The following is a 20,273-nucleotide window of genomic DNA, read 5'->3' on the forward strand; positions in this document are numbered from 1 at the left end:
AACCGTATTATAATTGCATTATATTTGAATACCAAAACAATTAAAATGAAAAAACATTATTTATTACTAATGCTTGCTTTTGCAGGTGTACAGGCACAGGTAATCAATATTGCTGACACGGCCTTTGCAGCAAGGCTGGCGCTTTCTTCTATAAATAACGATATTGCAAGGAATGAAGCGAATCTTCCAATACATATTGACGCCGATTATGACGGGCAGATCACCGTTACGGAAGCACAGGCTGTATATTTTTTGAATGTAGATTCATTAAATTTTACAGAAAGCGAGAAGATATCCGACCTTTCAGGGATTGAATACTTTACAAACCTCGGTACACTGAAATGTTCCTATAATAATCTTACCGCTCTTAATCTGGCGGCGCTCAGCAACCTTAAGATCCTTTATTGCAATAACAACCACCTTACAACACTCGATGTAATGGCATTGAGTGGGCTTGAAACCCTTTACTGCCATACGAATGACATGACAAATATACAGGTCGCAGGCTTGCATAATCTTTTGCAGCTTGTTTGTTATTCCAATCCCTTAACGGCATTGGATATGACGGGCCTTACGTCAATCAGCCAAATTCTCATCAGCCATACCGCAATCACTTCACTTGATCTTACACCTTATCCTACGCTGGCCTATATCGGATGCGAGGATGGCATATTGACATCTCTTAACCTTTCCGGACTTTCCAATATTACAACACTGAGTTGTAAGGGTAACCAGCTTACATCACTCGATATCGGGGCATCATGGTATCACCTGTTTGAAATCAATATAAGCAACAACCTTTTTACGCAATTCGATGTGAGTTCTTTCCAGCATCTTTCCCATTTTTATTGCGATAACAATTTCCTCACCGAGCTCCATTTTTACAATGAAGGCCAGGGCTCCAGTTCAATTACAAATCTGTCCTGTACGAATAACCTGTTTACTAAATTGGATTTGTCATCTATTCGTCCAAATGGGTTAATTTCGAATTCAGTTAAATTTGACAACAACCCGTTATTAGAGTGGGTTAATCTTAAGAATGGGAACTATAATCCGTTTCCGACATTAGAAAACCTTCCGTCCCTACGATACATTTGTGTTGATGCAAATGAGACAGACGACATGATAGGCACTAACTTTCCAATTTATAATATTACCAATTGCGAAGTCAATACATACTGTTCGTTTACTCCAGGCGGCACTTATTATCAAATTGCTGCCGCCAATACCTTGGATTCCAATGCAAACGGATGTGACGCAGGTGACCTGAACATACCTGCCATGAAGTTAAATTTAACTTCGGGGAGTACCACTACACAAGTAATAGCAGCTGCGAACAGCCTGTTCAGTATTCCTGTTTCGCAAGGCACTTATCAAGTTGCCCCTGTACTTGAGCATCCGGAGTATTTTACGGTATCGCCCACTTCAGCAAGCGTAGGCTTCCCTGCACAGGCAAGTCCTTATAACCTCCAATTTTGTATTGCGCCAGCAGGGAACCGCAACGATCTTGAAATAATCCTGCTACCCATTGGCGACGCCATTCCGGGTTTCGATATTCATTATAAAGTCATTGTAAATAATACAGGGAATACGTCACAATCCGCCCATGTGGAATTTCATTTTGAAAATGATTTAATGCACTTGGTTAATGTACAGCCAACAGCAGCCGACAATGAGGGCAGCCTTTCATGGAGCGTTAATTTGGTACCTTTTGAAAAAAAAGAATTCATGGTTCAGTTTAATCTGAATACCCCTACGGATACTCCGCCGGTTAATGGCAATACCATATTGCATTTCAACGCCGTGGCTACATCAGATGCCACAGATGAAACACCTCAGAACAATACTGCGCAACTGGAACAGCCTGTATTTAATTCATTTGATCCGAATGATAAGATATGCCTTGAAGGTGATGCAATTACACCGGATATCGTTGGGAAGGAGCTGCACTACCGCATCCGTTTTGAAAATACTGGCAATGCTCCGGCACAAAATATCGTCGTGAAAGATGTGATAGATACGGCAAAATTTGATGTGACTACATTAATACCACTTGATGGAAGTCATCCATTCACTACAAGAATCACAGGCGATCAGGCCGAATTCCTATTCGAAAACATCAATCTCCCTTTCGATGACGCCAATAATGACGGTTATATACTGTTCAAGATCAAAACCAAACCGACATTGACTTTAGGCAGTACCATCAGCAATACAGCGAGTATTTATTTCGATTATAACTTCCCTATTGTTACGAATACTGCGGTGACTACCATGGCTATTCCTTTAAGCACGGATGAAAATGAAAATGCATTTGGATTTGCTTTATATCCAAATCCGGTAAAGGATGTTTTGAATATTGCTTCAAAAGTAACCGCCGATATTGATTCAATAGTCATTTATAACATGCTTGGACAGGAAGTCACGAAAGCGATCCCTGCGGTTGGCGATTATAGTATTGATGTATCGCGTTTGCCGGTTGGAGAGTATGTACTAAAAGTGATTTCTAATACAGGAACCTGGTCATCAAAATTCCTCAAAGGATAGCATTTTGATAACAACTTATTGATATTCATGTTATTTATATCTATGATTCGATTTTTTTAATATATTTGAAATCATTAAAACGATCATCAACCAAAAAACTACATTATGAAAACGAAAGTAATTCTCCTGCTGCTCCTTTGTTCCGTAGCGGCCAGCGCCCACAATCAAAATGCAACCAATGCCGCCACGGCACCAGCAAAGGCAACGATCGCGATTGCGGCCATGCCCATAGGCGGCGCGATTTCAAAAATGGTCTCCGAAGCCGTCGGCTGGTTCACACGCGTCCTCAGAGATTAATCACAACTTACTATAAATCAGCAGGCTGCCAACAGGCGGCCTTTTGCTTTTTGGAAACTTCCTGATTCCTGGAAATTGATGGCTGTTTCAGGTGCCAGCACCATACGCAATCTGCCCCGGAATTCTCAAATCTAAAATCCTGATTCTAAAATCTGAATTCCTATATTTGTGCAACCATTACAAATTTGATCAGACCATTATGAAATTATTAGAAGGAAAAACAGCCATCATCACGGGAGCCAGCCGCGGCATCGGAAAAGGAATAGCGGAAGTTTTTGCAAAGCACGGTGCCAATGTCGCCTTTACATACAGCGCCTCTGCTGAGTCTGCGTTAGCGCTTGAAAACGAGCTGAACGGTTTAGGGATCAAGGCCAAAGGATATCAGTCCAACGCCGCCGATTTTAACGAAGCGCATACTTTTGTCGACGCTGTTTTGGCTGATTTCGGAACGGTAGACATCCTGATTAATAATGCAGGAATTACCAAGGACAACCTCTTGATGCGTATGTCTGAAGAGGATTTTGATAAGGTGATTGATGTCAACCTGAAATCGGTATTCAATATGACAAAAGCTATTCAGAAGACTTTCCTGAAGCAACGTTCAGGCTCGATCATCAACATGAGTTCTGTAGTAGGGGTGAAAGGGAACGCCGGACAGACCAATTATGCTGCCTCTAAAGCAGGTGTTATCGGCTTTACCAAGTCTGTTGCTTTGGAATTGGGTTCCAGGAACATCCGCTGCAACGCGATAGCTCCGGGGTTCATTGAAACGGAAATGACTGCCAAATTGAATGAGGAGGTCGTGAAAGGCTGGGCAGAGTCGATTCCGTTAAAGCGTGGCGGCAGCACGGAAGATGTCGCCAATGCCTGCCTGTTCCTGGCGTCAGACATGAGCGCGTACATCACGGGGCAGGTGCTGAATGTTGACGGAGGTATGCTGACATAAGACAAATTGTAGACAGGAAATTTATATGGACAAGCAAATTGAATTTTCCAACATAGTAGTGATGACTGGCCAATTCAATGGGAGGCAGTACAATTGATTAACGTCTCTCCAGGCTTTCAAAGGGCGCTTACATCATCAAAAGTGACGCCATACACGGGGCCAAATTTATAAAAGGCTGATAATTTGCGTAGCCGATAACAATTTCATTATGAAGGTAAAAAACTAAATGGCATTAAATACTATATTATTAATTATCCTAGCGCTTGCACTGGCAGCCGGACTATCATTTTACCAATACCTTTATAAAAGCAAAACCAGGAGCAGGACACACCTGGTTTTATCTGTGCTGCGTTTTTTGTCCGTGTTCGGGATATTGTTGCTGTTGATTAATCCAAAGATTACGAGAAGCACTTTTGAGACCGAGAAGACACCATTGCCAATCGTGGTGGACAATTCTGAATCCGTAAAGGATTTAAAAGCAGACGCCACGGCAAACGAATTGTTTAAGAAATTATATTCTGATTCAGGCCTGCGCGAAAAATTTGATGTGCAGGGTTACCGTTTTGACACTGGTTTTGAACTGTCGGAAAAGTTCGATTTCAAAGGAACCCAGACGAATATAGATGAAGCGGCGCGCAACCTTAAGAGCATCAACCGCAATAAATTGTATCCTACAATCCTCATTTCCGATGGGAATCAAACCACCGGAAATGACTATGTATTCAGTTTTGATGCCGGAAACAAGGTCTATCCGTTGATTCTCGGCGACACGACAACGTTTACCGACTTGCGGATCAGCCAGTTAAACGTGAACAAATATGCATTCCTGAAGAATAAATTCCCGGTCGAGGTGTTCCTGCAATATTCGGGTACCAAAGCCATCGAGGCCGATTTCAGCATCGCGCAGGGCAGCAATGTGTTGGCAAAGGAAAAAGTCAGTTTTTCCCCTTCTAAAAGATCGGCTGTCGTAAACGTATTGTTGCCGGCAGAAAAAAACGGGCTTCAAATCTACCGTGCCCGGCTTTCTTCTGCGGAAGCGGAAAAAAACTCCTACAACAACATCAAGAACTTTGCGGTGGAAGTCATCGACCAGAAGTCGGAGATCGCAATCGTCGCCTCATTCAACCATCCCGACCTGGGTGCGCTCAAGCGTTCCATAGAAATGAATCCGCAGCGCCACGTGACCATCGTAAAGCCAACGGACCTGAAAAGCCTTGACGACTATAACGTGTTGGTGCTTTACCAGCCCACGGCCGACTTCAAGCCGGTTTTTGACAGTAATAGGAATGCGGGCATCAATACTTTGATTATCACGGGCACCGCCACAGATTTTAATTTCCTGAACCAGCAGCAGCAGACGCTGAACTTCAAGATGAGCGGACAGAAAGAGGATTACTCGGCCGACTTTAATACGCAGTTCAATCTGTTTGCGATAGACGATTTCGGATTCGACCGTTTGCCGCCTTTGCAGCACGCTTTCGGGACCATTACAGCCAGTGGAAATCTTAACGTGTTGCTGTCGGCAAGGATTCGGAATATCGCTACAGGCGCGCCCCTGCTTGCATTTACTGAAAATGCGGGTCGGCGTACGGCTTTTCTTTTGGGCGAAAACATTTGGAAATGGCGGTTGCAGAGTCATGCCGACCTGAATACGTTCGAGAAATTTGATCTTTTTTCGGACAAGATCATCCAATACCTCGCGTCGAACAACGCCCGGAAATCGCTGGTCGTCAACCACGAGCGGTTTTACAATTCGGGTGATGCTATCGAGATAACTGCGCAATATTTCAACAAGAATTATGAGTTTGACGAAAAAGCGAGGCTGACCATTGCGGTAACCAATAGGCAGACGAAACAAACCCGGCAGTACGATATGCTCAAAGGAGCCAATGCCTACAAAGCGAATCTGGACGGACTGGCAGCCGGGCAATATACCTTCTCCGTCGTTGAGCAGACCTCAAAAAACCGTTACAACGGCAGCTTTGAAATACTTGATTTCAACATTGAAAAGCAATTTGTCAATCCGGATGTTGCCAAACTGAACCAACTCGCTGCGCAGACCGGCGGCAAAACCTACGTACCGAACCAGGCCGACGCGCTGATCAAAGCACTGCTTGAAAACCCCGATTACAAATCGATACAGAAGGAGGTCGTCCGGAAAATTCCGTTGGTCGACAGTATGCTGCTGCTGATCGCTATTGCAGCTTTGCTTTCGGCGGAATGGTTTATCAGAAAGTACAATGGCATGTTGTAATGGTTTGGCCACGTTCAGCTGAGTCTTAAGGAAATCTTAAGTTTGTTTTAAGTCAACCTTAAGCGCTTCAATTGTGCGGTAACCGATTTTTGCAAAAAGAGATATATGCTGACTAAATTCCTTCCCCGGAAAAGATTTGCCTTACTTACTGCGCTGGCTGTGTGGTTCCTGGCCGCTTCGTTGCTGCTGCGCGTCACCTTCATGATATGGCAGCATGACGAAATATCATGGAATATCCTCGATGTGTTCCGCACGCTGTTTACCGGTATTTTCTTTGATATCGGTACGGTCTCATTTGTATTGTTGCCGGCAGTGCTGTACTTTTCGATTTTACCCAACCGCCTCATCGGAAGCTGGTTCGACAAGATCGTAACGTATTTCTTTACGGTCCTGATGCTGTTCATCCTCGTGCTGACGTTTTTCGCTGAAATCACTTTCTGGGATGAATTCCGAACCCGTTTTAATTTTATTGCAGTCGATTACCTGATCTATACCCACGAAGTTGTGGCAAATATCAAGGAATCTTACCCATTGCCCGTTTTGATCGGCGGCGTTTTGCTGATCACAGGGCTGATTGTTTTTGTGTTTTACAAAAGGCAGGTCTTCCGCGACACGTTCTCTCATGCACTTGCGTTGAAAAAAAGGGTCATCGCGCTTGCCATCACGGTCGGGATTGCTTTGGTGTTTTCGCTTGGCATTACAAACAACCAGGCGGAATGGTCATCAAACCGTTACAATTCCGAAATCTCAAAATCCGGCATATATTCGTTTTTTGCCGCTTTCCGGAACAACCAGATGAAATACACCGAATTCTATTCGTCAACAGGCAATGACGCTGCATTCGATCTGGTCCGGCAGAAACTTGGCTCCCCCAACGCTACTTTCGTCACCGACAAATACAGCGTGCATCGAACACTGACAGGCGATGGTATGGAAAACAAGAACGTAGTTTTCATCCTGGTGGAAAGCCTGAGCGCAAAGTTCCTTGGTGAATTTGGCAACACGGAACACATCACGCCGTTTATGGACAGCATCGCGCAACAATCCGTTTGCTTTGAGAACCTCTATGCCACCGGCACCCGCACAGTTCGCGGGATGGAAGCCGTCACGCTGAGCATTCCGCCCACGCCGGGACAAAGTATCGTTAAAAGACCCGACAACCACAACCTATATACTGTCGCTTCGGTATTCAGGAACCGCCGGTATGATTGCAATTTCTTTTATGGCGGCGATGGTTACTTCGACAATATGAACAGTTTCTTTGGCGGCAATGGCTTTACGATCTATGATCGCGGCCGGGGCAGCGTACTGAGTGACGACATCAGGACGACGCGCCACAATATTGCCGACAGTGAGGTGACTTTTGAAAACGCCTGGGGCATTTGTGACGAAGACATTTTCAATAAAATGCTCGGCGTCGCGGATGCGCAATACCGGTCGGGCAAGCCTTTTTTCAATTTCATCATGACCACCTCAAACCACAGGCCATACACATACCCTTCAGGAAAAATAGACATCCCGTCAGGCAAGAGCAGGGAAGGCGCCGTAAAGTATACCGATTATGCTTTGAGGCAACTTTTCCGTAAGGCAAGCCGCAAGCCCTGGTTCAGGAATACCGTGTTTGTGATAATTGCGGACCATTGTGCGAGCAGCGCCGGAAAAGACGAGATTGATCTGGCCAATTACCATATTCCGGCATTTATCATCAATGCGGGAACAACGCGGAAAGTGGAGACGCAGTGCTCGCAGATTGATATTTTCCCGACGCTTTTCGGGTTATTCGGTTGGTCATACGACTCTGATTTCTATGGCAAGGACGTACTCGAAAATGGCTTTGAGGAGCGTTTCTTCTCCGGGACTTACCGCAAGCTTGCCTTAGTGAAAAAAAACAAGGCCATGATTTTATCGGACCAGAAAGTGCAACATTTTTATACCTGGGATAAAAACACCAATGCGCTGGAACCTTTGCCCATGGATAAAGGATTTCTGACAGAAACCATTTCGTTTTACCAAACAGCGGATTATTTGTTTACAAACCATCGCCTGAAATAAAAGTGCCCTGTTTTTTGGTTGCGAATCGGGAATTTTTTATGGATATTTAGCAGAAAATCGATGCTTATGAAAAGCCTAATATTCGCAGTCCTGATGGTGGGCAACTTCGCCCAAAGCCAACAATTGCATTGGAAAACCGATATCGACAAGGCACTCAGGGAAGCGGCCGTGGCAAACAAGGACGTGTTGCTGTTTTTTACGGTGTCAGAACAGTGCGAGAATTGTGACAAGCTCGATAAGAATATTTTCAGTAGCGAAGAATTTCAGGCTTTCGCCAAAGAAAATTACATACCGGTGAGGATTGACTTCTCGCAAAAGCCTACCGAAGAACTGACCGACAGCATGATTGAAAAGAACCTGCTGATCATTGAAAAATATAACAAGGACGGTTTTTTCCCGTTAGTCGTCGTGCTCAGCAAGGATTCGAAAGTCCGCGGAAAAACCGGCGTATATAAGGAAGAAACGCCCACGCAGTTTATCAGCATGCTGCGAAAATTTTAATTTATGACGAAGATACTCATTGTCGAAGATGAACCCGGAATTTCGGGCTTCCTGAAGAAAGGGCTCGAAGAAGAAGGCTATGCGATTGATATTGCGGCTACCGGCAATGAAGGCCTCAAGCGCGCACTGTCGCACTCCTACGATTTGCTGCTGCTCGACTGGATGCTGCCGGGACTTAGCGGTCTCGACATCTGTACCCGCGTCAGGGAACAGGATAAAACCACACCGATTATTTTCATCACCGCGAAAGACACCATTCAGGAAACGATTGCCGGATTGCGCTCGGGCGCCAATGATTATATTAAGAAACCATTCCATTTTGAGGAACTGCTCGAAAGGATCAGGGTGCAGCTTCGTCACACGGAAGGTGAAGTAAACGAATACCAGCTGGGCGACATCAGCATTAATAAACTGGCACATAAGGTGTTCCGTGCAGGACACGAGGTGGCACTCACGCAAAAGGAATTTTCCTTGCTGGAATATCTCGTAAAAAACAAGGGCCGGATCTGCACCAGGACGCAGATTATTGAAGACGTTTGGAATATCAGTTTCGAATATGACACCGGCGTCATCGATGTTTTTATGAATTCCCTGCGCAAGAAGCTCAACCTTAAAAAAGATGAAGATTATATCAGGACCATCCGCGGAATAGGCTATATTGCGGATGAAATCGGCTGATATGTTCCAACTTTCGTTTAAAAACCGACTGGCTTTCAACTTCATGATCACGACGGCATTGGTGATGTTCGGCGTATTTGCCGTGATTTATGCCATCGTCAAATACAACGTGTACCGCGACGTCAATTCAGACATCGAACACGAAATCGCGCTCCATTTTTCGGAAATGGATTTCGATAAGGATATTTTCAAATGGATTGATGTGGAAGAATGGAAAGAACGCGAACACAACCGGCTAACCATCGATCCCGTTTTTGTCGAAATTTATAAACCCGACGGCATTCCCGTCGAGAAATCTCCAAATCTTAAAAAGGACAACCTGCATTTTTATCGGAATATCCATAAAAAGCATTTTGTGGATACCACCTTGCACCGGCAATCCATACGTCAGGTCCAGGTCCCGATTGTTAGAAATGACAGCATTAAGGGTTACCTCTCGATTGCCATGTCTCTGGAAGAAGAGAATGTCGTACTGGACAATTTAATGCTGGTTTTGATTATCTCCGCTATTCTTGTGCTTCCACTGCTGTTTTTCATCATTCGGTACATCGCTGGCCGTAGCATTCGCCCTATCATACGCATTACCGAAACCGCGAGCCAGATTTCGCGGCAAAATCTTAATTTAAGGATTAACCTGCCGCCGAACCGTGACGAATTGTTTGTATTATCCGAAACGATAAACAGCCTGCTCGAACGCATTGAAACCGCCGTGGATCGCGAGAAACAGTTTACATCCGATGCTTCGCACGAACTCCGGACGCCATTGGCTGTAATTAAAGGAAATTTAGAGGTGTTGATCCGTAAACCCCGTGAAAAAGAGGAATATGAAAAAACGATAAACTATTGCATTTCCGAAATCAACCGCATGAATAACCTGGTAGACCAGTTGCTTTTACTGGCGCGTTTCGAAAACAGCCAGATTGTGCTCCAGAAACAAAAAATCGCGCTGAATGAGATTATTCTCGAGTCACTTGAACGCCTGTCACCCTTGATAAAAAGCCGTAGGAGCGTCATCAATTTTAAGTTCGATGAGCTTTTCCCGGTGACCACTGATGCCTACAAAGCGTCTATAATTATTGAAAATATCCTGTCAAACGCCATTAAATACTCAGAAGTGGGCGGCGTGGTCGACATTCACATTTTTAACGAAAACGGCTATGTGATTTGCCGCATCACTGATTTTGGGATCGGTATCTCTAAGCAGGAATTGCAGGACATTTACAAACAGTTTTACCGTGCCAAATCAAACAAGTTTTCGGACGTAAAGGGCACAGGCATCGGTTTGTCGATTGTAAAAAAACTCTGCGAATTGCTTGGCGTATCCATCGATATCCAAAGTTCAGAAAAACAGGGAACGACTGTGGCGCTGCTGTTTAAGGATGACGACGCACCGTCAGGCATTTCTGAGGGTTCCTGATCACCCTAAGTATTAAAATGTCGTCTATTCGCCGCCTGTTTGTTTTTAATTGAAAAACCAAAAACCTATATTTACTTTTTAAACGAAGCCAGTTTTTGCTTTATGATTTCCAACGCCAACATCAATTTACATTTCCGCGAACCGGGGCCTGAGGAGCCTCAGCTTAACATCCTGTTGACCACCGATGACGATGACGAAAGGCCTGTATACCTGTCGGGCAATTTCAATGAATGGCACACGCAGGACCGCAAATTTGAGATGGACAAAGTCGGCAATGGCCTGTACCATTTTAGATTCCCCGAAGATTTCGTGTATCCCAACGAGCTGCTTTACAAGTTTACCAAAGGCGATTGGAGTGCTGTCGAAATTGACCAGTCCGGAAACCGGACCGAAAACCGTTCCTGCACACAAACACAGGGTTTGCGCCGTGAACATGTCGCAAAGTGGCGTCGGAACTGGCTGCCCTTCAAACCGAATTTCCTTCCGCAAATCCAGCTGATTTCAGAAGGATTCGACATGCCGCAGCTCAACAGGAAGCGTCGGATCTGGGCATTATTGCCTCATGATTATGACAGTTCGGGCGAACGCTATCCGGTAATGTACCTGCAGGATGCCCAGAATCTTTTTAACGAACAAGCACAATACGGCAATTGGGAAATTGACAAGAAACTCGCGGTGATGTCCGAATATAAAATCGGTAAAATCATCATTATCGCTATTGAACACGCCGAGCAGGATCGAATAAAGGAATACAACGTGGGCCGGACCGTTTTGGGTGCCGGTGAGGGAAAAAAATACATCCGGTTTATTACCGATACGCTGAAGCCCTTTGTCGACGGCAAATTCAGGACGAAGCCGGAAAGGGAACACACGGGCATCGGCGGGAGCTCGATGGGCGGGCTCGTAAGCATTTTCAGCGGACTGATGTATCCGGAAGTGTATGGCAAACTGATGATTTTTTCACCATCGCTCTGGGTGGTTCCAAAGATGGATTTTATGAATATGAATCTTGATGAACCCGGCGACACCAAGATTTACCTCTATGCGGGCGGCGACGAAAGCAAGACCATGATCGGTCAGGTTAAGAAGTTTAAAGACAATATGATTAAGAACGGATTTGTCGCTGATAAGATGAAAATCCGCCTCAGTATTAATATGGAAGGCCAACACAACGAGCGGTATTGGAGCGACGAATTCCCGAAAGCGATGGAATGGCTTTTTTTTAACACCAAAGACAATTAAATGAAAATAATTACTGTACACGAACTGGCTGATTTTAAAGGAACGATTTTGATTCCCGTTTTTGAGACCCATGTAAAAAGCCTCGTTCCAATTGAATTTCAAGGCGTTTCGGTTTCGTCAAAGGTGTTCTACGGAAAAAAGGATACGTCATATCATTCGGATAAATACGACTGCCTGCACCTCTTCATCGGCTTGGGTAAAACGCCTGATTACAAATCGGTTTTTACGATGTTCCGGCGTATATCGTTAAGGAATAAGGAACATTTCAACACAAACACCGCGCTGGTGCTTCCCGACGGATTTCAGGCCGGACTCGCAGAAGCCGCTTTCTCCGGATTGCTGGCCGGGACATACGAAATCGGGCATTTTAAAAAAACCGACAGCCACCCATTTCTCAGAGAAGGTTTTGAACTGGCGCTATTGGCAAAAGGCAATTATACGGAAACGGCAGACAGGGCGTTCAGGATTGCGAAAGCAAAACTTGAAACGCTGCGTTTGGTAGACCTGCCCCCGAACGTCGCCACGCCGCAATACCTGGCCAAATGGGCCATGGAGGCCGGAGAGAAGTACGGGTTCAAGACTACTGTATTCGATCGGCAAACCTGCGTCCAACTTGGGCTGGATGCGTTTTTAGCCGTGGCGCAGGGCAGTGCAAGGGAGCCGCAGTTCATTATTATGGAATACACGCCGGACAACCTGACTAACGGCATGAAGCATATCGGACTGGTGGGCAAGGGAATCACTTTCGATACCGGCGGACTCAATATCAAAACAGCCGGGATGCTGCATATGAAATCCGACATGGCGGGTGGCGCAGCTGTCTTGGGCGCCATGCAGCTGGTTTCCGACCTGAAGCTTGACGCCAAAGTTACGGCAATCGTACCCGCGTGCGAAAATGCGGTCGGAAATATGTCATTTTTGCCGGCCGATGTAATCAGGAGTTACAGTGGGCACAGCATTGAAATCATTGATACCGATGCCGAAGGACGGCTGATTCTCGCCGACGGATTGTCGTACCTCACAAAGAACTATAAACCTGACTACATTGTCGACATCGCCACCTTAACCGGAAGCAGCGTAGCAACTTTCGGGTATGAATGCGGCGCGCTGTTTACGAACAATGAGTCCTTATCCAAACAATTGCAGCAGGCAGGTGATGACGTTGGCGAACGTGTCTGGCCGTTACCGCTTTGGGAAGCCTACAGGCAGGATATTGAAAGTGAGGTTGCTGATGTGAAGAATTTCAGCGGAAAGCCTGTTGCAGGGGCGATCAGTGCGGCAAAATTCCTTGAATTTTTTACGGCAGGCCATACGGCCTGGGCGCACCTAGACGTTGCGGGTGTGGCATTCGGGGATGACGAATTTGCGAAAACGAAACATGCTACCGCATTTGGCGTGCAATTATTGACTAAATTTATTGAAAATCTATAGTTATGGCTGACAACAGGACCTTCATTTGCATTTCCAATTATTTCAAGGGATCCGATTTTATGATTGAGCTGAAGCAGCTTGGCAACACGGTTTTCCTGGTAACATCGGATAAACTCCGCGACAAGCCATGGCCCTTTGAACACCTTGACGAAGTGTTTTATATGGACGGCCAGGATACGGACTGGAACATGGAACACTTGCTCCTGGGCGTACAGGGCCTGATGAAAAGCAACAAAATTGACGGTATTGTTGCGCTTGACGATTTCGATGTCGAAAAAGCGACGTACCTGCGGGAACACCTGAGGATCCAGGGAATGGGGCAAACCACAGGCCGGTATTTCCGTGACAAGCTCGCCATGCGCATGCGTGCCAAAAGCTGCGGGATCTCGAATCCGAATTTCTGTTCACTGTTTAACGACCATGACATCAATACCTTCGCCGATACGGTGGCGCCGCCATGGGTGTTGAAACCGCGTTCAGAAGCTTCCGCTTCAGGGATTATCAAGATTCATGACAAGGAGTCCCTTTGGATGCATATCAATGAGATGGGCAATAACCGTTTCAAATATCTTGTAGAGCAGTTTCGCCCGGGCGACGTGTACCATTGCGACAGCCTGATTGTAAACGGTAAGATTGTGTTCAGTATGACCTCCAAATACCTGGCTACCCCGATGGAGATTTCGCAGGGCGGCGGGATTTTCCGCAGTGCCAATATTGTCTATGGATCAGAGGATGATAAAGCGATAAAAAAGTGCAATGAGCAGGTGATTAAAGGCTTTGGCCTGAAACATGGTGCGGCGCATTCGGAATACATCAAATGCAAAGATGACGGAAAAATTTACTTCCTGGAGACGTCCTCAAGGGTTGGAGGAGCGCACCTTGCCGAAATGGTGGCGGCTGCATCCGGAATCAACCTGTGGAAGGAATGGGCGAAAATTGAAGATGCACTGGTTAGGGAAACCGCTTACAAGCTCCCGAAGGTACGTAAGGAATATGCGGGTATTGTATTGACATTGTCCAAATTTGAAAAACCCGACTTATCGCCATTCTCCGACGAGGAAGTATGTTTCCAGGTGCCTTTGGAATACCATGCCGGACTGATTGTGAATTCGGATAAGCCGAACCGCGTGCTGGAATTACTGGACGACTATGCGGACAGGCTTGTACACGACTACGCAGCAGTGGCGGCACAGGCCGAAATTAAGAAACTGCATTAATCGCGGGAAATTCTTGGCGTTTTTTTAATAGACGCCTCGTCTGTACATTCATTCGAAATCAACCCGATCAGCTGTCTTTTTCGAACAGGCCGATGCTGCCGCCAACCCAGTCCTTATCCTTGTTGAATTTAACACCGATCATTTCACCACGGCTCAGCCGGGCGAGATTGCATAATGGTGTAGGGGCGGGGTCGCCTTTTTTCCAGACATACAGCATGCGGACTTCTGTTTTTACCTTGCCATCGGGCGACTGAATGATGGGGATATAATTGACTTTTCTCTGTAAGATGTACAGGTCTTTCTCGACGACTGTTTCGATGTCTTCCTTTTTCACATGGAAAATCACCCCGCTGCCGGAAAAGGAAAACAACGGCTTAAGAACGTAATTTTCAAGGTCCTGTGGTATTTCTTTTAAATCGCTGAGTAAAGTAGTTTCAATGAAATATTTTCCCTTCAGTAATGGCAATATGAATTTGCTGATTCGGAAAAACCAATTCGGATGGCCGGCCCATTCAATGTCCAGATCATCAGAGAAACTAAACTTCATTGCCAGGTCCTTCCGCGATTCCAATTCGTCAAAGATTACACGATTGTAAATCCTTTTCACCTGAATTTTTTCACCTGAATCACTCACGTAGAAAAGTTGGCGCCCTTCCTTAATCAAATCGGTGACACAGACGATTGGAATGCCCAGGTCGCGCCGGCAATAATAAAAGTCGATTTTTGTATTTTGTTTTTCCGGTTCAATTTCAAGTAAAATCACGTTTTCCTTTGGATGCCCATTTAGGATGACGTCGTCCAGAACTTTTTGATAATCGGTGTGTGAGAGTCCATTGAGAAACGGTGTCAATTCAGTAAGGAAAGGATAATGATTGACGAATTTCTGATACAGCGCCGGCTGGTAATTGAATAAAGATGGGAAGCCCTGCACTTCAATAAGTTTTGGCACGACTTCGCCGTCCTCTTCACAAATCCCGAAATCAATTGCCAGGAATGTGGTATGTTCGTCTTCGTTTGGCACTTTCATATTCAATTCCAATGCCTTTTCGGTCAGTTTCTTAAAATCGTCACGCTGAATGAGCCTGATTACCTCATCACAACCTTCGAGGAGCTGCGCCTTCAGGTCGTCCGAGATAAAAAACGGCGTTTCTGCCATGCGGAAGGTGGGCATGTAACTAAAATCGGCAGCAATATCTTCCTGGAATGCCTGGTATTTTTCAACTGAAAAGGCTTCGTTAAATGCTTTGCGGTACTTTGGAATCATATTGAAAAGTTCAGGGTCAGGTATTAGATTTTTGCAACAATGACATTATACGCATTCTGGAGCCTGCGCCTAGTTAGAAAGTATCTTCTTGTTGCGCATCAAATCATTGATTGCCATCCTCAGGAAATTAGGGATAACAGTCTCGTTTGTCTTGTAGATCTTATCCTCATCCAGTAAATCCTCGAGCATGTCGCGAAACTTCGTTTTGCCTTTGAGCGCGATGATTTTTTCACGGCGTTCCCTGCTTTTGAGATTGGATATGTAACTGATCGGATCGGCTTCAGGATGGAATTGCGTCCCAACAAAATAAGGCGTAAACCGTACTGCCATGATGGCCCTTTCATAATCCACATGGTCGCGGATCTTTTCAAGCGAAAGAATCTGCGCGCCGTTTTCAGAGAATACCTCTAGTTTGGGTTGAACGACCTGGTAATCCCTGGAATCGACGGCATAATAGGGGTTCGGCAAACCATCAAAAAGCGGATCATCAATGCCGTCCTGGGTTTTATGCACTGACATGATACCGAATGACGTTGATTTTCGCTTCGTGATTTCCGCGAGTTTGAAGTGCTTGCATGCCATCTGGAACGAATGGCAAACGAACAACACGTGTTTTTTTACATCATTTTCCTTGTTCCAAAGTGTCAGTGCGTCAATCAGTTCGTAGTATTTCCTGTCCCAGATTCCGTCTCCTTCCAAAGGATTTCCGGGTCCGCCCGTCGAAATATAAATATCAAATTTCCTGACGTCGGGGATTTCACATTTTCCACGTACATCGAAAACCTTAAAAGTGACAATATTACTGAAGCGGCTGATGATGTCGATAATGCAGCGCATTCCCTGGTTGGGCTCGCCGTTATACATATCCAATATGGCAATTTTGATGGTCTGGTCCGTCATGCTTCCTCTGTTATGAAATGGTCAAATAATTGCAAAGATATGAATATGGCTACAATCCTTTTGTAAATTCCGAGGTAATAAAATCGACCACTTTCGTGAGATCTCCATGATGTTGCTCGAAAACGGCAAGCTGCTTATCGGCGCCGGTACCATTGGCCATAATCTGGTGAACATATTGGATGTCTTCGCGCGAACCCAGCTCATCGACGACGTCATCGACGAACTCGAGTAGTTCCTGTATCAGCATTTTCGTTTCCACTTCTTTCTGCAGCCCGAAGTCAATCATATGGTTGTCAATTCCATAGCGCGCTGCACGGAACTTATTCTCACGGATCAGCGCCAATCGGTAAATATTGAAACTCGTGTTCTGCATCGTCAATTTGTAAAGCTTTGCCACGATGGCCTGTATCAGCGCGACGATGCACATAGTCTCCTCAACGGTCAGGCTCATGTCGCAGATGCGGAACTCGATCGTGTCATAGAAAGGATGCAGCCGTAAATCCCACCAGATTTTCTTTGGATTGTCAATACAATTGGTCTTGACCAGCGTTTCAAGGTAGTTGTCGTAAGCCGACACCGAATCGAAATATTCCGGAAGACCCGTACGCGGGAACTTGTCAAATACCTTGGTTCGGAATGACTTGTAGCCGGTCTTTCGTCCTTCCCAAAACGGCGAATTTGTGGAAAGCGCAAAAATATGCGGCAGGAAATAACATGCCTGGTTCATCAGTTGCAGGCCGATTTCGCGGTTGGCAATGCCCACATGGCAATGCATACCGAAAATCAGGTTGGAGCGTGCGGCGTCCTGCAGTTCGTTGACGATGTTATGGTAACGTGGATCGTCAGTAATCGGCTGGTCCTGCCAACGCGAAAACGGGTGTGTCCCCGCCCCACCGACCACAAGATTTTGCTTGTGCGCCAGTTCAACAATCTTTCCACGCAGGTGCAGGATTTCTTCCCTGGCTTCCTGGACGGTTTTACAGATGTTTGTTCCCACCTCCACAACCGATTGGTGCATTTCTGCCTTGACCTGCTCGTTAAGGATGATTTTGGCACCGTCGACGATTTTCGAGAGATGCGAGCGTAAATCCCTCGATTCAGGATCGATAATCTGGTATTCTTCTTCAACCCCAAGCGTAAAAACGGGTAGTTTTGCTTTCATTAGATGTGTTGTAAATGAATCATTTTAATTGATAAAATCTGGGATTCCAATTCCTTGCCTGCCGGTTTTCTCAACTTATTTTGCCGCAGCCGCAGCGTCTTTTATAAAGGTGCCCCAGGTGAGATTCATCTGGCCGTCTTTGTGTTTTTTGGCTGCCGCAATCGCCATTTTAGCGGCTTCTTCAACAACCCATTCGAAATTTTCCTGGCCTACTGAAGTGTATTCGGCATCGGGCGCCGGGTTTCCGAAATCAATCGCATATGGAATCCCGTCACGTACGGCAAACTCAACTGTATTGAAATCATAGCCTAATCCGTTGCACAGCCTCAATGTGTAGTCTTTTATGGTTGCGAGCAGTTTCTTATCGGTTACCGGATTGTCGACAACGTAGCGCAGATGGTGCGGGTTTCTCGGTTCGTACGGCATGATCCGCACCGCTTTCCTACCAAGGCAGTACACCCGGAAATAGGATTCGAACACAATCTCTTCCTGTAATAACATCACGAGCTGGCCGGTTTCACGATGCTTTTCCCAAAACTCGTCCTTATTTTCGAGGCGGTATACGTTTTTCCATCCGCCGCCCGCGTATGGTTTCATGTAAGCCGGAAAACCGATGTAGTTGAATATGCTTTCCCAATCCATAGGGTAAGCAAGGTTCCGGAATGATTTTGCCGTAGTGTCTGTCGGGTGCTCCGCAGACGGCAAAATTACCGTGTTTGGCAAGGGTACGCCCAGTGTATCAGCAAGGCAGTTGTTAAAGAACTTGTCATCGGCACTCCACCAAAAAGGGTTGTTGATGACATTCGTGCCTGTCAGCGCCGCATTCTTAAGATAGGCCCTGTAAAAAGGGACGTCCTGTGAGATACGGTCGATAATTACCGCATATTCGCCGCCCTTGTTCTGTACCACCTTGTCGATGGAAACCGCTTCGGCCACGATATTTTTTTCAGCTTTCGAATTCACCCTGTCAATGAATGCTTGCGGGAAGGTATCTTCCATCCCGAATAAAATCCCGATTTTTTTCATGGTAATCTGTCCTGATTTATGTTATGTAAATTTGATTCTTGATAAATAATGCGGAAACATCTCGCGCCAGACCGGCCAGTCATGTTGCCTGTCGCGACGGATATCGAGCCAGTGGTCGACTTCGCGGCTGCTCAGGACCTTACTCAGTTGCAGGTTTGAATCGAGGCAGACATCCAAGTTTGATGTCCCCAATACGATGTCCATGTTCCATAACTCGTGGTCGTTAAGTCCGTACAGGTAGTCTTCAGGACTATTGAAAAACACGTCGTCATTGTGAAAACCGTCCATAAAACTTTTAATGCTGAAGGCACCGCTCATAGAGAACATATGGCTCACATAACCCGGATGCCTGAAGGCAAAATTGGCCGCATGGTATCCGCCGAAGCTGCAACCCGCCGTCACGACCTTGCCTGACGGCGTGTTGTTCCTCACCCGCTCGACGATTTCGTGGCAAATCATTTTATCATACCAGCCGTGGTTCTGGATGCGGTGTACCGGGTGGATCTTTTTGTTGTAGAAACTGTCCTTATCGATACTGCCCGGGCAGAAAATCTGGATGAGCCCCTGTTCGATATACCAACGCGCAGATTCAATGAGGCCCTGGTCGCGGTTTTCATGGTAGCTGCCCATTGACGTCGGAAAGAGGATCACCGGATAGCCCGCATGCCCGAAAACAAGCATCTCGATGTCGCGGCTCAGATTGGGCGAATACCATTTAAAATATTCTTCTTTCATATAAGTGTTTTGTTTAACAATTATAGTGAAAATAAATAAGAATCATAACGTTTTCACTAATGCCAAACGATTATTATCACAATCGGATTAATATTTATGAAAGATTAGTAAAATTCCATTTAAACGGGAAAAATCAACTTCGATTTAAAGTTTCGGCAATAAAAAAAGAAGCAACTGCGCCTTAGTGTAGCTCACAGCTGCAATTCAAAAAGCTGCACCTGGCTTTTCAGTCGGTCGATGAGCATTGACATCATGCGCTTATTCAAATCAGATGAATTGCGGATGTATCGCGTATACTCCTCAACGGTAAACAGCGCAATGACCATTCCCTTGAGCGCGTTCCGGAATTTGATGTCCCGCTGTATGCTGTGCTCGATAAAATGAAGTTTTTTTTCGACGTTAAAATGATAGAAGTCGGTTTTGCTTTTGGCGATGTAGTTCCTGAACACCTCGATGAATAAATCATTCTGAAGCTTCAATACCGGCCGGAGGGTTTCGTTCTGGAAAAATTCATCGGCCGATGATTGTGCGTTTACGGTTCCCTGCATTTCACCCCGGAATGCGGTCAGGAATTGGTCTCTTGCGCTCATTTTTCTTTTAAAGT

General features: G+C 45.7%; 17 protein-coding genes. 11 read left to right on the plus strand and 6 right to left on the minus strand.

What is annotated here, in order from left to right:
* The first annotated feature begins 45 nt into the window (after positions 1-45).
* The 11 genes from HYN48_RS10930 to HYN48_RS10980 all read left to right on the plus strand — a co-directional run bounded on the left by HYN48_RS10930 (position 46) and on the right by HYN48_RS10980 (position 14,582).
* Positions 46-2,547, plus strand: coding sequence for a DUF7619 domain-containing protein (locus HYN48_RS10930; protein ID WP_108371637.1), 2,502 nt, complete (start codon positions 46-48; stop codon positions 2,545-2,547).
* Positions 2,548-2,652: 105 nt separating this feature from the next.
* A complete protein-coding gene (locus tag HYN48_RS10935) occupies positions 2,653-2,844 on the plus strand; it encodes a hypothetical protein (RefSeq protein ID WP_108371640.1) in 192 nt (63 codons plus the stop codon).
* A 199-nt stretch (positions 2,845-3,043) separates the two neighbouring features.
* Positions 3,044-3,790, plus strand: coding sequence for a 3-oxoacyl-[acyl-carrier-protein] reductase (gene fabG, locus HYN48_RS10940; RefSeq protein WP_108371642.1), 747 nt, complete (start codon positions 3,044-3,046; stop codon positions 3,788-3,790).
* Positions 3,791-4,016: 226 nt separating this feature from the next.
* On the plus strand, positions 4,017-6,044 hold the full coding sequence (locus tag HYN48_RS10945) for a hypothetical protein (protein WP_108371644.1): 2,028 nt from the start codon (positions 4,017-4,019) through the stop codon (positions 6,042-6,044).
* A 105-nt stretch (positions 6,045-6,149) separates the two neighbouring features.
* Positions 6,150-8,096, plus strand: coding sequence for an LTA synthase family protein (locus HYN48_RS10950; protein ID WP_108371646.1), 1,947 nt, complete (start codon positions 6,150-6,152; stop codon positions 8,094-8,096).
* Between the two features lie 66 nt (positions 8,097-8,162).
* Positions 8,163-8,597 carry a thioredoxin family protein gene (locus tag HYN48_RS10955; protein WP_181248464.1) on the plus strand — a complete coding sequence of 145 codons (435 nt, stop codon included), beginning with the start codon at positions 8,163-8,165 and terminating at the stop codon, positions 8,595-8,597.
* A 3-nt stretch (positions 8,598-8,600) separates the two neighbouring features.
* A complete protein-coding gene (locus tag HYN48_RS10960; protein WP_108371651.1) occupies positions 8,601-9,275 on the plus strand; it encodes a response regulator transcription factor in 675 nt (224 codons plus the stop codon).
* A gap of 1 nt (position 9,276) precedes the next feature.
* Entirely contained in the window at positions 9,277-10,692 is a 1,416-nt protein-coding gene (locus HYN48_RS10965) for a sensor histidine kinase (protein ID WP_108373573.1), read from the plus strand.
* Positions 10,693-10,794: 102 nt separating this feature from the next.
* Positions 10,795-11,934, plus strand: coding sequence for an alpha/beta hydrolase (locus tag HYN48_RS10970; protein ID WP_108371653.1), 1,140 nt, complete (start codon positions 10,795-10,797; stop codon positions 11,932-11,934).
* Entirely contained in the window at positions 11,935-13,365 is a 1,431-nt protein-coding gene (locus tag HYN48_RS10975) for a leucyl aminopeptidase family protein (RefSeq protein ID WP_108371655.1), read from the plus strand.
* A 2-nt stretch (positions 13,366-13,367) separates the two neighbouring features.
* The gene (locus HYN48_RS10980) at positions 13,368-14,582 is read left to right on the plus strand and encodes an ATP-grasp domain-containing protein (RefSeq protein WP_108371657.1); all 1,215 of its coding nucleotides are present in this window, start codon (positions 13,368-13,370) and stop codon (positions 14,580-14,582) included.
* A gap of 67 nt (positions 14,583-14,649) precedes the next feature.
* Here HYN48_RS10980 and HYN48_RS10985 read toward each other — a convergent pair whose 3' ends face one another.
* The 6 genes from HYN48_RS10985 to HYN48_RS11010 form a co-directional block, all read right to left on the minus strand.
* Positions 14,650-15,846, minus strand: coding sequence for a hypothetical protein (locus tag HYN48_RS10985; RefSeq protein ID WP_108371659.1), 1,197 nt, complete (start codon positions 15,844-15,846; stop codon positions 14,650-14,652).
* A gap of 69 nt (positions 15,847-15,915) precedes the next feature.
* The gene (locus HYN48_RS10990) at positions 15,916-16,746 is read right to left on the minus strand and encodes a type 1 glutamine amidotransferase (RefSeq protein WP_108371661.1); all 831 of its coding nucleotides are present in this window, start codon (positions 16,744-16,746) and stop codon (positions 15,916-15,918) included.
* Between the two features lie 49 nt (positions 16,747-16,795).
* On the minus strand, positions 16,796-17,908 hold the full coding sequence (locus tag HYN48_RS10995; protein ID WP_108371663.1) for a carboxylate-amine ligase: 1,113 nt from the start codon (positions 17,906-17,908) through the stop codon (positions 16,796-16,798).
* Positions 17,909-17,983: 75 nt separating this feature from the next.
* Positions 17,984-18,934, minus strand: coding sequence for an ATP-grasp domain-containing protein (locus HYN48_RS11000; protein WP_108371665.1), 951 nt, complete (start codon positions 18,932-18,934; stop codon positions 17,984-17,986).
* A 21-nt stretch (positions 18,935-18,955) separates the two neighbouring features.
* On the minus strand, positions 18,956-19,669 hold the full coding sequence (locus HYN48_RS11005) for an esterase family protein (protein ID WP_108371668.1): 714 nt from the start codon (positions 19,667-19,669) through the stop codon (positions 18,956-18,958).
* 191 nt (positions 19,670-19,860) lie between these two features.
* A complete protein-coding gene (locus HYN48_RS11010; RefSeq protein ID WP_108371670.1) occupies positions 19,861-20,259 on the minus strand; it encodes a glyoxalase in 399 nt (132 codons plus the stop codon).
* Positions 20,260-20,273: the final 14 nt, after the last annotated feature.

The sequence above is a fragment of the Flavobacterium magnum genome, from assembly GCF_003055625.1.
GTDB lineage: Bacteria > Bacteroidota > Bacteroidia > Flavobacteriales > Flavobacteriaceae > Flavobacterium > Flavobacterium magnum.